This is a genomic window from Rhizobium esperanzae (assembly GCF_014197615.1).
Classification (GTDB): Bacteria; Pseudomonadota; Alphaproteobacteria; order Rhizobiales; family Rhizobiaceae; genus Rhizobium; species Rhizobium esperanzae_A.
On record NZ_JACIFY010000026.1, the window covers coordinates 1 to 15471 of the forward strand.

General features: G+C 62.0%; 15 protein-coding genes. 7 read left to right on the top strand and 8 right to left on the bottom strand.

What is annotated here, in order from left to right; translation table 11 throughout:
* Positions 1-183: 183 nt before the first annotated feature.
* On the bottom strand, positions 184-2181 hold the full coding sequence (locus tag GGD57_RS26555) for a methyl-accepting chemotaxis protein (protein WP_184473164.1): 1998 nt from the start codon (positions 2179-2181) through the stop codon (positions 184-186).
* 422 nt (positions 2182-2603) lie between these two features.
* Between GGD57_RS26555 and rpmH the strand changes: the two genes are divergently transcribed.
* The 4 genes from rpmH to yihA all read left to right on the top strand — a co-directional run bounded on the left by rpmH (position 2604) and on the right by yihA (position 5749).
* Entirely contained in the window at positions 2604-2738 is a 135-nt protein-coding gene (gene rpmH / locus GGD57_RS26560) for a 50S ribosomal protein L34 (RefSeq protein ID WP_003570740.1), read from the top strand.
* 21 nt (positions 2739-2759) lie between these two features.
* Entirely contained in the window at positions 2760-3161 is a 402-nt protein-coding gene (gene rnpA, locus GGD57_RS26565; protein WP_097615110.1) for a ribonuclease P protein component, read from the top strand.
* Positions 3161-4954, top strand: a complete 1794-nt coding sequence (gene yidC, locus GGD57_RS26570; RefSeq protein ID WP_184473210.1) for a membrane protein insertase YidC — start codon at positions 3161-3163, stop codon at positions 4952-4954. The genes rnpA and yidC overlap by 1 nt, the downstream gene beginning before the upstream one ends.
* A 141-nt stretch (positions 4955-5095) precedes the next feature.
* Positions 5096-5749: a ribosome biogenesis GTP-binding protein YihA/YsxC gene (gene yihA / locus GGD57_RS26575; protein WP_184473165.1), complete on the top strand. Its 654-nt coding sequence runs from the start codon at positions 5096-5098 to the stop codon at positions 5747-5749.
* Between the two features lie 51 nt (positions 5750-5800).
* Here yihA and GGD57_RS26580 read toward each other — a convergent pair whose 3' ends face one another.
* From GGD57_RS26580 to GGD57_RS26590, 3 genes are all read right to left on the bottom strand, one after another.
* The gene (locus GGD57_RS26580) at positions 5801-6355 is read right to left on the bottom strand and encodes a fasciclin domain-containing protein (RefSeq protein ID WP_184473166.1); all 555 of its coding nucleotides are present in this window, start codon (positions 6353-6355) and stop codon (positions 5801-5803) included.
* 140 nt (positions 6356-6495) lie between these two features.
* Positions 6496-7215 carry an anti-sigma factor gene (locus tag GGD57_RS26585; protein WP_184473167.1) on the bottom strand — a complete coding sequence of 240 codons (720 nt, stop codon included), beginning with the start codon at positions 7213-7215 and terminating at the stop codon, positions 6496-6498.
* Positions 7212-7751 (bottom strand): sigma-70 family RNA polymerase sigma factor, encoded by a 540-nt coding sequence (locus GGD57_RS26590; protein ID WP_184473168.1) that lies wholly within the window; start codon positions 7749-7751, stop codon positions 7212-7214. Before GGD57_RS26590 ends, GGD57_RS26585 begins: the two co-directional genes overlap by 4 nt.
* A 143-nt stretch (positions 7752-7894) precedes the next feature.
* Between GGD57_RS26590 and argB the strand changes: the two genes are divergently transcribed.
* Positions 7895-8782 carry an acetylglutamate kinase gene (argB, locus tag GGD57_RS26595; RefSeq protein ID WP_010065789.1) on the top strand — a complete coding sequence of 296 codons (888 nt, stop codon included), beginning with the start codon at positions 7895-7897 and terminating at the stop codon, positions 8780-8782.
* Positions 8783-8983: 201 nt separating this feature from the next.
* Here argB and GGD57_RS26600 read toward each other — a convergent pair whose 3' ends face one another.
* Positions 8984-9346 carry a metalloregulator ArsR/SmtB family transcription factor gene (locus GGD57_RS26600; RefSeq protein WP_184473169.1) on the bottom strand — a complete coding sequence of 121 codons (363 nt, stop codon included), beginning with the start codon at positions 9344-9346 and terminating at the stop codon, positions 8984-8986.
* A gap of 168 nt (positions 9347-9514) precedes the next feature.
* Here GGD57_RS26600 and GGD57_RS26605 point away from each other — a divergent pair, with 168 nt between their 5' ends.
* A complete protein-coding gene (locus GGD57_RS26605; protein WP_184473170.1) occupies positions 9515-10426 on the top strand; it encodes an acyl-CoA desaturase in 912 nt (303 codons plus the stop codon).
* A 280-nt stretch (positions 10427-10706) separates the two neighbouring features.
* The gene (locus GGD57_RS26610; RefSeq protein WP_184473171.1) at positions 10707-11855 is read left to right on the top strand and encodes an alpha-hydroxy acid oxidase; all 1149 of its coding nucleotides are present in this window, start codon (positions 10707-10709) and stop codon (positions 11853-11855) included.
* 66 nt (positions 11856-11921) lie between these two features.
* Here GGD57_RS26610 and GGD57_RS26615 read toward each other — a convergent pair whose 3' ends face one another.
* From GGD57_RS26615 to bchE, 3 genes are read right to left on the bottom strand one after another with little or no spacing between them, the layout of a single operon-like run.
* Positions 11922-12692, bottom strand: a complete 771-nt coding sequence (locus GGD57_RS26615; protein WP_184473172.1) for an isocitrate lyase/PEP mutase family protein — start codon at positions 12690-12692, stop codon at positions 11922-11924.
* On the bottom strand, positions 12689-13762 hold the full coding sequence (locus tag GGD57_RS26620; protein ID WP_184473173.1) for a bifunctional transcriptional activator/DNA repair enzyme AdaA: 1074 nt from the start codon (positions 13760-13762) through the stop codon (positions 12689-12691). The genes GGD57_RS26615 and GGD57_RS26620 overlap by 4 nt, the downstream gene beginning before the upstream one ends.
* Positions 13763-13817: 55 nt before the next feature.
* Positions 13818-15347, bottom strand: a complete 1530-nt coding sequence (gene bchE / locus GGD57_RS26625; RefSeq protein WP_184473174.1) for a magnesium-protoporphyrin IX monomethyl ester anaerobic oxidative cyclase — start codon at positions 15345-15347, stop codon at positions 13818-13820.
* Positions 15348-15471 lie beyond the last annotated feature (124 nt).

Consider the following 15471-nt stretch of genomic DNA (forward strand, 5'->3'; position numbering starts at 1 on the left):
GGCTCTCCCCAAATCAGAGAAAGCCGCTACTGAATCCATCAGCTCAGCAGACGCAATACTTATATGCGATTCCCCTGCCCTTGTGGGGAGGGGTTTGGGGCGGGGTCTTTGCCCGGCGCGGATCGGGTAGAAAAAACTAACGCCGCCCGGAGGCGGCGTTAATGAGCGCGGGATCAGGACCGATCAGAACTCTTCCCAGCTCTGTTCGGCCGCAGCGGCATTGCCACCGAAGGCGCGGGCGACTTTGGCGATTGCCCGGCGGGCGGGCGAGGCGACCGGCCTTTGCGGCTCGTTGCGGACAAGCGCAACGGGTGCCGGCGCATCATCCGACAGTTTGAAGCGGGAGATGAGTTGCACCAGCCCGCCGGCTTCAGCCGAAAGCCTGTGGGTGGCAGCGGAGGTCTCTTCGACCATGGCGGCATTCTGCTGGGTCACCTGATCCATCTGGTTGACGGCGGTGTTGACTTCCTTGAGGCCGGTCGACTGTTCGGTCGCGGCCGTGGCGATCGAATGGATATGATCGTTGATGGCGATGACGCGCGTGCCGATTTCGGCCAGCGCCTCGCCGGTCGCCTGCACCAGCTTGACGCCGACCTGCACCTCGTTGCCCGACTTGGTGATCAGCGCCTTGATGTCCTTGGCGGCCGTTGCCGAACGCTGGGCGAGTTCGCGCACTTCCTGGGCGACCACCGCAAAGCCCTTTCCGGCCTCGCCGGCGCGCGCCGCCTCGACGCCGGCATTCAGCGCCAGCAGGTTGGTCTGGAAGGCGATCTCGTCGATGACGTTGATGATCTGGCTGATTTCGCGCGACGCCTGCTCGATGCGGCCCATGGCCTCGACGGCATTGCCGACGACGACACCCGACGCGCCAGACTTATCCTTGGCTTCGGAGACCATGATGGTGGCTTCGTGCGCCCGCTCGGTGGAGTTCTGGACGACGGCGGTGATTTGATCGAGGGCGGCCGAGGTCTGCTCGAGAGCGGCTGCCTGCTGCTCGGTGCGCTTCGACAGGTCGTCGCTGGCATTGCGCAGCTCGGCGGTGTTGCCGTTCATCGCTTCGGTCGTCTGGCGCACTTCGCGCATCGTCGCCTGCAGGGTGACGAAGGTGTTGTTGACGTTCTGCTGCAGTTCGGCGAAGGCGCCCTGGAAGCTGCCGTTCATCGTCTGGGTGAGGTCGCCCTCGGCAAGGCTGGCGATGACGCGGCGGGTCTCGCCGATGCCGGCATCGACGCTCGACAGCAGCGTGTTGATATTGCCGGCGAACTGGTTGAGGTTGTCGTCCTGATAATCCTTGTCGATGCGGTGGCTGAAATTGCCGGCCGCAGCCGCGGCCACGACGACGGACATGCTCGACTGCAGGTCGTCGCTCTTGGCGCGCATCGCCGCTTCCTGGGCGTTCAGGCGCTTGACGGCGAGGCCGTTCTCCTTGAAGACCGCAACGGCTGCGGCCATCTCGCCGATTTCGTCCTGACGGCCGGCGAAGGGAACCTCGGCTTCGAAATTGCCGTTGGCGACCTCGTTGATCGCCCGGGTGACGCGCTTGATCGGCCGGCTCAGATGGCTGGTGCCGATATAGAAGCCCATGCCGATGCCGACCGAAATGCCGATACCGGTGATGGCAAGGACGAGCATCAGGATCCAGTTGCGGAAGCTCTCGATCTCGGCGTTGACGGCCTCGAGCGCGGCCTTGTCGGTGGCGACGACCGCATCGATCTCCGCCTGGAACGCCTTGCGGTTGGCACGGTTGGCGTCGTTGTTGCCCTGGGCGCTGGCGGCCTCGGGGCCGACCTCGGTGCCGAGGCGGGCCGTTTCGGTGCGGAAGGTGCGGAATTCGGCGGCGCGGGCCACCAGCTTGGCAAACTCGTCTTTCTCGGCTTCGGGAACGAGCGGCGCCCAGCCGGAGATGACCTTGTCGATCTCGTCGAGATCAGCCATCAGGCCCTTGGCGAAGTTCGGCGTATCCTTGATCGTCTTGGCCGCATAGATGCCGCGCGATTCCATCACCACCGCCGTGACGAAGCGGTTGAGACGCTCGCCGGCATAGGCGCGGGCGGCGGCCTCCTCGTAAGCCGTCAGGTTGCGATTGTATTCGTGCATGGCGGACAATGCCGTTGCGCCGATCAGCAGCGCCACCGCGCCCATCACGGAAACCAGCAGATTAATTTTGGCGCGGATCTTCAATGCAATGCCCCCTAGCTACACCAGTGCCTGGAAAGCAAATTCCCAGCCCATGATGCTAGATATCGGCGAAATTTATTAAAGTTCGATTTCCAATGTTTACGATTGTGGCCAGGAAAAATTATCGACGTCGATGGCGATCGCGATGCGAAAGCCCCTGAAATCCAAGCCATCGATCGTGAGCGGCGGCAAAATCACAACCACTCGGGGCAGGTCGAATTTATTAACACCAGAGTGCGAAAATACTTGCCGAAACTGCGACGCAAAGTGAAATCGTCGGGGTTAATTGACTTTACCGGGCTTCATCCGTATAAGCCGCCGCACGTCCGGTCACCCAAGCCTTTCATGGCTCCGTCCGTTCGAAAAACAACGCTCCTTGCAATATGCAAATTCAAGAAGGGCCGCACTCCGCGGTGTTTAAATAAATGAAGCGTACCTACCAACCATCCAAGCTTGTTCGCAAGCGTCGCCACGGCTTCCGTGCGCGCATGTCCACCAAGGGTGGCCGCAAGGTCATCGCCGGCCGCCGCGCGCAGGGCCGCAAGCGTCTTTCGGCTTAAGGCCGGGTTGCCCGGTAAGAGATGGCGGGCGAATTGACGACCAAAGACCAGAAACACACTGTCGGGCGGCTGAAAAGCCGCCCGCAGTTTCTTGCCGTGCGCGAAGGCGAAAAACGCCGCGGCGGCCTCTTCCTGCTCGAAGTCCTCGACCGGAAGGAACCCGACAGCCAAGCCCGCGTCGGTTTCACAGTCACCAAAAAACATGGCAACGCAGTCGAACGGAACCGCATGCGCCGCCGCCTGAAAGAGGCGGTGCGGCTTCATGCGGGGTTTGCAATGCAGCCCGGACACGACTATGTGGTTGTCGCGCGCAGGGACGTGCTTGAAGCGTCCTTCCAGGAATTGGCCGCGGAACTGAAATTTCGCGTGGAAACCAGGCCGAAACACCGGCGCTCCGGAGACGGACGCCCCAGGAACGTATGATGGAAAACAACCGCAATTACTTCATTGCGATCGCTCTCTCGGTGCTGATCGTCCTCGGCTGGCAGTTTCTCTATATGAATCCGCGCATCGAGGCCCAGCGCAAGGCGCAGGAAGCCCAGAAGGCGCAGCAGCAGACCGAACAGGTGCAGCAGCCGGCAGCCGGCGGCGCAACACCGGCCCAGACGAGCGGTGCAGCCCCTTCCGGCCAGGCGGCCGCGACGGCGACGCTTGAGCAGGCGCTGGCAAAAAGCCCGCGTGTCGTCATCGATACCGCTGCCCTTTCCGGCTCGATCAACCTTGCCGGCGCCCGTCTCGACGATCTGAAGCTCAAGGGCTATCACGAGACCGTCGACGATTCGAGCCCGATCATCACGCTGTTCAGCCCGGCCGAAACCAAGGACGGCTATTTCACCGAACTCGGCTATATCGGCAGCGATGCGACGGGCAGCGTTCCCGGCCCCACGACGCTCTGGACGGCGCCCGAGGGCGCCAAGCTCACCGAGAAGACGCCGGTGACGCTGTCCTACACCAACGACAAGGGCCTGACCTTTACCCGGACGATCTCCGTCGACGAACGCTACATGTTCACCGTCGCCGACAAGATCGTCAATTCCGGCCAGGCGCCCGCAGCACTCTCCTCCTACGGCCGCGTCATGCGTTACAACAAGCCGACGACGCCCTCCGTCTACGTGCTGCATGAAGGCTTCATCGGCGTCATCGGCGATGACGGCCTGATCGAAAGCAAATACAGCGCCGTCGAGAAGGAAGCCGTGTCGCCGGCGAAATCCACCGGCGGCTGGCTCGGCATTACCGACAAATACTGGGCCGCGACGATCGTTCCGCCGCAGAGCGCTGCCTATGAGGCGAAATTCTCCTATTTCACCGACGGCCAGCCGCGCTACCAGGCCGATTACAAGGACGATGCCTTCACCGTTGCGCCGGGCCAGTCGATCGAGCTCAAGAACCTGGTCTTCGCCGGTGCCAAGGAAGTGCCTGTGATCGACGGCTATGAAGCCAGCTATTCGATCCCGAAGTTCGACCGGCTGATCGACTGGGGCTGGTTCTATTTCATCACCAAGCCGATGTTCAAGCTGATGGACTTCTTCTTCCGCTACTTCGGCAATTTCGGCGTGGCGATCCTGTGCACCACCATCGTCGTCAAGGCGCTGTTCTTCCCGCTCGCCAGCAAGCAGTATGCCTCGATGGCGAACATGAAGCGCATGCAGCCGAAGATGGAAGAGCTGAAGGCGAAATTCGCCGACGACCGCATGGGGCTGCAGCAGGCGACGATGCAGCTCTACAAGGAAGAGAAGATCAATCCGATCGCCGGCTGCTGGCCGGTGGCGCTGCAGATCCCGATCTTCTTCTCGCTCTACAAGGTGATCTACATCACCATCGAGATGCGGCATGCGCCGTTCTTCGGCTGGATCAAGGACCTTTCGGCTCCCGATCCGACGTCGATCGTCAATCTGTTCGGCCTGCTGCCCTTCCAGGCGCCGACGCTGCTGCATCTCGGCGTCTGGCCGCTGATCATGGGCATCACCATGTTCCTGCAGATGCGCATGAACCCGACGCCGCCCGATCCGACCCAGGCGATGATCTTCAACTGGATGCCGCTGGTGTTCATGTTCATGCTGGCAAGCTTCCCGGCCGGCCTGGTCATCTACTGGGCATGGAACAACACGCTCTCGGTGATCCAGCAGTCGGTGATCATGAAACGCCACGGCGTCAAAGTCGAGCTGTTCGACAATCTCAAGGGCCTGTTCAGGCGAAAAACGGCGCCATCGAAATGATGCTCTCAAGCCCCGCTCCGGCGGGGCTTTTCATTTCCCGGGCAGCCTGCGAAGCGAGGCGCAGGCCGCCTGAAAGCTTGACATCCGCCCGTAAAACCCCGAAGCCGACAGAAGACCGAACCCGGAGATTGCCGAGACCGCATGCCCGAAACCGAAAAGCCGCTCTTCGGCCACCCCTGGATCTTCATCCGCGGCGTCCCGTCGCTCAAATTCCTGCCGCCGGAAGGGCCGCTCGAGGTGGCCTTTGCCGGGCGCTCGAATGTCGGCAAGTCGTCGCTGATCAATGCGCTGGTCGGCCAGAAGGGGCTGGCGCGCACGTCGAACACGCCGGGGCGTACGCAGGAACTCAATTATTTCGTTCCGGACGGCTATTCCGGCGAAGGCGGCGACCTGCCGCCGATGGCAATCGTCGATATGCCCGGCTATGGTTATGCGCAGGCGCCGAAGGAGCTTGTGGAAAATTGGACCAAACTGGTTTTCGACTATCTGCGTGGCCGCGCGACGCTGAAGCGCGTCTATGTGCTGATCGACAGCCGCCACGGCATCAAGAAGAACGACGAGGACGTGCTCGATCTGCTCGACAAGGCGGCCGTCTCCTATCAGATCGTGCTGACCAAGACCGACAAGATCAAGGCTCCGGCCGTGCCGAAACTGCTGGCCGAAACGGCGGAAAGGATCCGCAAACGTCCAGCCGCCTATCCTGGCGTGCTGTCCACTTCGTCTGAAAAGGGCGACGGGATGGATGAATTGCGCCAGGCAATCGCTGAAACCGTCGGCATCGCTCACTGGAAATAGAAGAGGCGCCCCGAAGAGCGCCCCCATAAACCTCTGCCGATACGAATAGATTTACATCTTCGGCAGCAGCACCTTGTCGACGACGTGGATGACGCCGTTCGACTGTTTGACGTCGGCGATCGTCACATGGGAAACGCCGCCGTTTTCGTCGGTCAGGGTGATCTTGCCCATGCTTTCCCTGGCTTTCAGCACGCAGCCGCCGACGGTCTTGATGTCATGTTCGCCGCCGTCCTCCTTGATCATCTTGGCAACGGTCTTGGCCATCGCATCGGCGGCAACGACATGGCAAGTCAGAACCTTGGTAAGCGTCGCCTTGTTTTCCGGCTTCAGCAGCGTTTCGACGGTGCCCTTCGGCAGGGCGGCGAAAGCTTCGTTGGTCGGCGCGAAGACGGTGAAGGGGCCCTTGCCCTCGAGCGTGCCGACGAGGCCGGCTGCCTTGACGGCTGCGACCAGCGTGGTGTGATCCTTGGAATTCACGGCGTTTTCGATGATGTTCTTGCTGTCGAACATCGCCGCCCCGCCGACGATCGGGTTCTTGGCGGCAGCAAAGGCGACGGCGGAGAGCGCAGTGGCGAGCGCAAAACCGCGCAATAGGGATTTGATCATGATTTTCTCCTCACCGGACAGCATCCGCGGGCCTTATGCCTGAGCGTCGTCCGGACATTTCGAACTACGGAGGTTCGCGCCGAAGAGTTTCAGACAGGAGAAAATGATTTTGGCCGGCGCCCAATCATGGCCGCGGCCGATCACGGCCGGCGCAACGGACCGCTGGCGATCACCGGACCGGTTGCCTGGCCGGTGGGCGAACCGCCGAAGGGTTCGAGGCTGACGGCAAGCGTTGCGCCATCGGCGAGATTCTTGCGCTGATCGGCCGGGATGACCAGTTCACCGCTCTCGCCCGGCTGGAAGACGCCGAGCGATTTCGGCACGCCGCTGCCGGGCACCAGCCAGAGTTCCAGCGACTTCTCCTCCGGCTTGCCGGCGGCGACCGGCACGATCTTCAGCCGGCCGCTCTGCAGCTCGTAGGAGGCGAGAAGATTGATGGCATTGTTCTGGCCGGAAAGCGAGGCCACCAGCGGTGCCGGCCCCTGCGGCTGCGGCACCAGGCCGGAGGCAAAGATGACGGCGCTGACGGCGACGACGATGCAGGCAAAACTCAGCGAACGCCAGAAACCCGCCGAATTCCACAGCCCTTGCGAAAAGGATGCGGTTTTTCCGGCATCGCCGAAAAGCCGCGCCTCGATCTGCTTGAAGGTTTCCCGGCTGGGAGCGACGGTTTCATACTCGTCATTGAAGGCGGAAAGGTTGGTTTCCCAGCGGCTGACGATGGCGGCAAAGGGCCGATCGTGGCGCATGCGCTCTTCCACCACCCGCCGGTCCTGCAGCGATAAGACGCCAAGCACATATTCGCCGGCGAGAACCTCGTCGCGGGAGCGGTCTCCCTTGCTTTTGTCGGGCGATGTCATCGTTCCATGCACTCTCTCAGTTTCAAGAGGCTGCGCCTGAGCCAGGTCCGCATCGTGTTCAGCGGGACACCAAACTGATCGGCCAGTTCCTGGTAGCTCAGCCCTTCGACATAAGCCCGTTTCACCGCGACCGCACGATCAGCTTCCAACTCTTCCATGCAGGTGTCAATCCGCCTTCCTTCATCCTTCGTCACCGTCTGCATTTCCGGGTCGGGTGCGGCATCGGCAAGGTCGTAGGCGCCGTCGATTTCGTCGGCGACGGGCTTGCGCGCCCGCAGCGCATCGATCGACCGGTTGCGGGCAATCGCCGAGAGCCATGCCGAGGACGAACCCGTGGCTGCCTGGAAGCTTCGGGCCCTCTGCCAGATGCTGATATAGACTTCCTGCAGGACCTCCTCGGCTTCCGTGCGATCCTTCAAGATACGCAGGCAGATCGCAAAAAGTTTCGGTCCGGTCTGGTTGTAGAGAGCCGTAAAGGCCGTGCGGTCGCCGAGCGCGACGCGGCCGATCAGGTCTGCAATCTCATCGCCTTGCATGCCGTTCCTCATATCATGCTCGCGTATACCGGACGGTCAGGGCCACCGGCTCCGCGCCAGATACGAAAAACTATTGCCCTCTGGATTATTCCCTCTGTCGGAAACTTGCGATAAAAGGCCGCGAACAATTCTGCGGGGTCCCCATGAACGAGTCCGAAAGCGAACTGCAGGCACGGCTTCTGGCCAAGGCGCTGCCTTTCATGCAGCGTTACGAGAACAAGACCATTGTCGTGAAATATGGCGGCCACGCCATGGGCAATCCCGAGCTCGGCAAGGCCTTTGCCAGCGATATCGCGCTTCTGAAGCAATCGGGCGTCAACCCGATCGTCGTTCACGGCGGCGGTCCGCAGATCGGCGCCATGCTGAACAAGATGGGCATCGAATCGAAATTCGAAGGCGGGCTGCGCGTCACCGACCAGAAGACGGTCGAGATCGTCGAGATGGTGCTGGCCGGCTCGATCAACAAGGAGATCGTCGCGCTCATCAACCAGACCGGCGAATGGGCGATCGGCCTTTGCGGCAAGGACGGCAACATGGTCTTCGCCGAAAAGGCGCGCAAGACCGTCAAGGATCCGGATTCCAACATCGAGCGCGTGCTTGATCTCGGCTTCGTCGGCGAAGTGGTCGAAGTCGACCGCACGCTGCTCGACCTGCTCGCCCGCTCCGAGATGATCCCGGTGATCGCGCCCGTCGCGCCCGGCCGCGACGGCGCCACCTACAATATCAACGCCGACACCTTCGCCGGCGCCATTGCCGGGGCGCTCAACGCCACCCGGCTGCTCTTCCTCACCGACGTGCCCGGCGTGCTCGACAAGAACGGCCAGCTGATCAAGGAGCTTTCCGTCGCCGAAGCGCATGCGCTGATCGCCGACGGCACGATCTCCGGCGGCATGATCCCGAAGGTCGAAACCTGCATCGATGCGATCAAGGCCGGCGTCCAGGGCGTCGTGATCCTGAACGGCAAAACCGCCCATTCCGTCCTGCTCGAGATCTTCACCGAGCACGGCATCGGAACGCTGATCGTTCCCTGATCAAGGCTGCGCCCTTCACCGGAACGAAGGGCGCATCTTTCTCACGCAGGCGCACGGGCGCAAATCTGAGCCGCTAGCAAGCTCTCAATCGTCGCGCGCCCTGTTGCAGCTTTGCCATCGGGGACGCAGGCGTCTGCCCGAACTCCCTCTTCCCAGCGTCCCTCATCTGGCGGCCAGGCCAGCATAGGATCTGCCTGACGCTCAAGGTGCCTCCTTCACGCGGGCGCGCGCCTGGCTTTCCTTCTTGATCGGCCGGCCGACCGGGCAGACCTCCTGCACGAAGCCGTTCAGCGTATTGACGAGATTGTTCTCGATCAGAGAATAATGGACGAACTGGCCCTGTTTCTCCCGCCTGATCAACCCCGCCGTTTCGAGGACTGACAGATGCTGCGAAACGGCAGGCTTGGACATGCTGAAGCGGTCGGCGATCTCGCCGGCAGTAAGGCCGGAGGCCGAGAGATAGGCAAGGATCTTCCGGCGCGGTGCACTGGAAAGCGCGTGGAACACCCGCTGGGCAGCGCCGACAGAGCTGCCTCCTGCAATGTCGAAAGTCTCGTCTTCCAAGTCTGGTCTCCGTGCTGCGGCATCATCGCGTCGATGCATCAATGAATTAAGCAATTAATGTATTGCTTAATTATTTTCATTGGCGCAAAGTAATTAGGTAATTGCTTAATTAATGAATTGGCGGGCGATGTTCAAGGACAGAATGCGCCCGACCGGAAGGAGTTTGCCATGAGCAGTATTTCCACCGGACGGATGATCGACGACAGCAGCGATTCATTGAAGGGCCAAGTCGTCTGGGTGCCGGCAAAGTCGATCTGGATCACCGCCATGACCGTGATTGCCGTTATTGGCGGGCCACTGACCTTCAGCTGGAGCGCTTTTGCCGTCTTTATCGTCTTGACTGCGATCACGATCTGCCTCGGTCATTCGGTCGGCATGCACCGGCTGCTGATCCACCGCTCCTTCAACACATCTCTCTGGATCGAGCGCTTGCTCGTCTATCTCGGTACGCTGGTCGGCATGGCCGGTCCCTTCGGCATGATCTACGCGCACGACATTCGCGACTGGGCGCAACGGCAGCGGGACTGCCATGACCTCTATGCCCATCGGAAACCTTTCTTCATGGATGCCTTTTGGCAGATGCATTGCATAGTGGCGCTGGACCATCCGCCACGTTTCGTCCTCGATGATCGCGAGCGACACGACCGCTTCTATCGCCTCCTGGAGGCGACATGGATGGGGCAGCAGATTCCCTTGGCAATCGTGCTTTTCGCGCTCGGTGGGCTGCCGTGTGTGGTCTGGGGTATTGCGGTGCGGATATCGGTCTCGCTGACCGGGCATTGGCTGGTCGGTCATTTCGCACATCGAGCCGGCCATCAGGGCTGGAGTGTCGACGATGTCGCGGTGCAAGGTTATAACCTGCCGCATTTCGGGCTGGTGACCTTCGGCGAGAGCTTCCATGGCAACCATCACGCCTTTCCAGAATCGGCCCGGCTCGGCGTCGAACCGGGGCAAGTGGACCTCGGCTGGCATTTCATCCGACTGCTGGCCGGGCTCGGCCTTGCTTCGGCGATCAAACTTCCACACATGATCGTGCCAAGGCGAGGGTTGAGGCGCGTCGCAGTCTCTGAAGACTGCTGACAACCGGCATCCGCCACAAGGTTCGATGGATACCGCCTGATGTCCGTGGCGGCATCCGGGTTGCGGCAGAAGGAGGCCGGCCCCGTCCTTTGAGGCCCCTGCGGGGGTATACACGGATGAGGATGTCAGAGGATGCCGCGGCTGATCCTCAGCGTGGTCGCAAGCCTCCCCAGCGACGATATTCGCTCCGACAGGTCGCAAAATGCACGATCTAGCCTTGGCAAGGTTTCGAATCGTGCTTTAGGTTGCGGCCCGCAATATAAACGGGTCGAGCAAAAATATGCGCCTTACAGACTGCTATAATTTCCACGATTTCCGGCGCATGGCCAAACGGCGGCTTCCCGGGCCGATCTTCGACTATATCGATGGCGCTGCCGACGACGAGGTGACCTATCGGCGCAACAGCGCGGCCTTCGAGGCTTGCGATCTGGTGCCCGACGTCTTGCGCGGGGTGGCCGAGGTCGACATGTCGGTGACCGTCATGGGGCAGAAGCTGGCGATGCCGGTCTATTGCTCGCCGACGGCGCTGCAGCGGCTTTTCCATCACCAGGGGGAGCGGGCGGTCGCGGCGGCGGCGGGAAAATACGGCACGATGTTCGGCGTCTCCTCGCTCGGCACGATCAGCCTGGAGGAAGCAAGGCAGATCAGCGCCGGGCCGCAGGTCTATCAGTTCTATTTCCACAAGGACCGCGGCCTCAACCACGAGATGATGGCGCGGGCGAAGAATGCCGGCGTACAGGCGATGATGCTGACGGTCGACAGCATCACCGGCGGCAACCGCGAGCGCGACAAGCGCACCGGCTTTGCCATTCCCTTCAAACTCAATCTCGCCGGCATGATGCAGTTTGCGATCAAGCCGTCCTGGGCGATCGACTGGATGACGCATGAGGCGTTCCGGCTGCCGCAGCTCGAAAACCACGTGAAGATGGACGGCGGCGCCCTGTCGATCAGCCGCTACTTCACCGAAATGCTCGACCCCTCCATGTCGTGGAACGACGTGGCCGAGATGGTGCAGGCCTGGGGCGGGCAATTCTGCCTGAAAGGCATCATGTCGGTCGAAGACGCCAAGCGCGCGGTCGAGATCGGCTGCACCGGCATCGTGCTGTCCAATCATGGCGGCCGCCAGCTCGACGGTTCGCGCAGCGCTTTCGACCAGTTGGCCGAGATCGTCGATGCCGTCGGCGACCGGATCGACGTAATGATGGATGGCGGCGTGCAGCGCGGAACGCATGTTCTGAAAGCGCTGTCGCTGGGGGCAAAGGCGGTCGGGCTCGGCCGCTACTATCTCTTCCCGCTTGCCGCCGCCGGACAGCCCGGCGTCGAACGGGCGCTGGAGACGATCCGCACCGAGATCGAACGCGACATGAAGCTGATGGGCTGCACCTCGGTCGACCAGCTGACGCGGCGCAATCTGCGCTTCCGCTCCTGAGCCGAGCAGGATGTCATTCAAGGGCCGCAGCCTTGCATGCGGATGCGGCCCTCTGACATAGCGACGTCAGAGCAGGCTATAAATCGCCGCCGCCTCCTGCTTCAGCTTTTCCATCATCGACCGGTAGGGCCCCGGGCCGTAGCTGATGCGGCCGACACCGAGCTTTGCCAGGGTTTTTACGTCGGGGGCACCTGCCCGCATCATGATATTGACCGGCAGCGACGATGCCGCGCAGATCTTTTCGATCAAGGCGGGCTCGATCAGGCCGGGCACGAAGAAGCCGTTGCCGCCGGCGGCCGCATAGGCCCTGCCCCGCTCGATCGCCGCGTCAACCAGGCCGGCATGTTTGGCAAGATCGCTCTCGGCCAGAAAAAGGTCGGTGCGGGCGTTGATGAAGAAGGGGATATCCCTGCCGTCGGCCATGGCGCGAATGGCGCGGATGCGGGCCGCCTGGCTCTCGACCGGATAGAGCCCCTCGCCGGCGACCACCCGATCTTCGAAATTGATGCCGATGGCGCCGACCTCCACGAGCCTGGCGACATTGGCAGCCGCTCCCTGAGGTTCGGCCGAATAGGCGCCTTCGAAATCGACCGAGAGCGGCAGGTCGACAGCATCGGTGATCGATTTCGCCGTCTCCACCAGCATCGGCATCGGCAGTTTTTCGCCATCGGCAAACCCGTGGGCGGCGGCGACGGACCAGCTTCCCGTCGCAAGCGCCCTGGCGCCGGCATCGGCAACGGCCTTTGCCGTGCCGGCATCCCAGATATTGTAGAGCACGATCGGATCGCCCTTCCGGTGAAGCGCGGCGAATGCCTTGGCCTTTTCAGTCTGGTTCATGCTGTCTCCTCCATCCTTGCTTGCGTGCTGATCTTTTCTTCATGCCGCAGCAGCCATTGCTTGCGCCAGAGCCCGCCGCCGTAACCGGTCAGAGAACCATCGGCGCCGAGGATGCGATGGCAGGGCACGATGATGGCAAACTGGTTGGCGCCGTTGGCGCGGCCGACGGCACGCACCACCTCCGGCCTTTCCATCTCCCTGGCAAGATCGCCATAGGCGCGCGTCTGACCGACAGGGATAGCCATCAGCTTTGCCCAGACATGTTTTTCGAAAGGCGAGCCGCCGAGCGCCAATGGCGTTCTGAAGATGGTGAGCCGTCCCTCGAAATAATCGCAGATCTCCGTCTCGACCTGATCGATCGCCGGGGTGCGGCCGATCGCGACGGAGGAGCGGACGCGCTTCTGCAGCGCTTCGAGTTCGCTCGACAGCGCCTTGCGATCGTGAAATTCGAGAAGATGCAGATGGGTCTTGTCGGCAACCGCGATCATCGGCCCCAGCGGCGTGTCGAACCAATCGGCAAAGAGCAGTTCGCGATTTTGCGAGAGCGCCGGCGCCTTGCCGATGAGCCGCTGGAAGGCCGCCCGGAAACCGCTCGGCGAACCGTATCCGGCATCGAGCTGCGCATCGATGACGCGCGCCCCGTCGGCGAGCTGCCGCGCCGCTTCGCCGAGCCTGATGTATCGGGCGATATCATGAAAGGTCATGCCGAGCGCCCGCTTGAAGGCGCGCCGCACGGTCGAGGGATCATGGCCGCGGCGCACGAGCTCGTCCTCGCTCCAGCGAACCTCCGGCTCGCCGTCGAGCGCGGCAAGCAACAGGTCGACGACCGGCTCCCTGCCCGGCTGCTCCAGCGGCCTGCAGCGCCGGCAGGGGCGGAAGCCGGAATGCATGCAGGCGGCGATCGTCTCGAAGAACAGCGTATTTTCCCGCTTCGGCTTGCGCGCCGGACAGGTCAGACGGCAGAAGATGCCTGTCGTCTTGACGCAAACATAGGCCTGCCCCTCATAATCGGCGCTGCGCGCGATCAGGGCATCATAGAGCGTGTCATCGTCGGGGCGTTCGAAAAGCATGATCGCTTTCTAACATCCCCTGCCTGCCGCGTCCGCCGAAAATCGGGCGTCTATTTTATTCTGCCGCGTCGAGGCTTTTCATATGGCGCTGCGGGCGCAGCATCGACTCCTCCTCGGCGTCCTGCGGCGCGCCCCAGAAAGTCTCGAGCGTCGGGCCATCCTTCAGATGGCGGCGGCGGAAAAGAAATTCGAGAATTTCATGAAACCAGACGCGGCGGCCCATCTGCGTGTACCAGCGCATGGAGTGGCGCTGTTGCCGGTCGCGATGGAAGAGGATGCGCATCAGCGCCTTTGGCCGCGCCTGGACAGCAACCTCTATGAGCTTGACGCAGGCGACGAGCACGACGGGGTTCAGGTGCCGCATCTTCAACACCTGATGCTTGTAATCCCATTTGCGGATATCAGTCTCGATCACCGGCCGGTCGCGGGCGATGCGGAAGAAGGGCGTCCAGCGATGCGGGGTGACGTAAAGTGCCTGGATCTGATCGGGATCATAGGAGAGCAGTTGCCGGAAGCCGCGCCAGAGATCGCTTAACCTTTCCTCTTCGAAGCCGACGACCCAGGTCGCCATGGAGAGGATATCGTGCTGGCGCAGAAGGCGGATTGCCTCTCTGTCGCTTGTTTTGGCTCCGCCCTTCTTGATCAGCGCCAAGGTTGCCTCGTCGGTATTTTCCATGCCGAGCAGCCAGCGCACGACGCCTGCCTTGCGATAGAGATGCAGGATATCTGCGTCGCGGACGATATCATCCGCCCGCGTCGAGCCGACGATCTGCACCGGCACATTCTCGGCGATCATCGCTTCGAGGAACGCCAGCCAGGCCTTCCGCGACGAGGTCGGGTTCTCGTCGGCCAGATTGATCAGTTCCACACCCTGTTCGCGATAAAGCCTGGCGATCTCGCGAGCAAACAGCTCCGGCGAGCGGTGGCGCCAGCGGGTCCAGAAGCCGCGCTGGCCGCAATAATTGCAAAGATGCGGACAGCCGCGGGAGAACTGCATCACGACCGCCCGCTTGCCGCCCCAATAACTATAGTCGGCGTGGTCGATCAGCTCCCAGCCGACGCGATAGGCATCGAGATCGGCGATCGCCTGTGCGGGCTGGGTTGCCTGGATTTTACCATGGCCGTCCCGATAGGCGATGCCCGGAATGCTTGCGAGCGGGCGGCCCGTCGCCAGGCAATCGGCAAGGCGCCGCATCGTTTCTTCGCCTTCGCCGCGCACGAGGATATCGAATGCCTCCGTCTCGGCCAGCACCTCGCGCCAATGGTAAGTGGGAAAGACGCCGCCATAAACGATCCGGATTGCAGGATTGCTGCGCTTGAGAGCCTCCGCAATCACTCTGGCGGTGGGATGGGCCGAGGTCGAGCCGGAATGGCCGATCAGCACCAGATCCGGATGGCTCGCCACCGCTCGGCTGACAATCTCCGCCATCGCCATCGGTCCGAACTCGGCATCGATAAGGCTGACACTGTGACCGTCGTCGATCAGCGGGCCTGCGACCGAGAGAAGGCCGAGCGGCGGAAGGTGATCATCGGGAATACGGCTGCCGATCGCCGTATGCGGCGGATTTATCAGAACGATCTTCATGCGACTTTACCCTTGCGGGTCCCCCTGTGACGCAGGCAGAAAGTCACCAGCGATCAATGGCAATATTCCGCCGAAAACCCCTTAAAGTTGTGAAAATCTGGCGGCTTTTTTGGGGTGACGACGG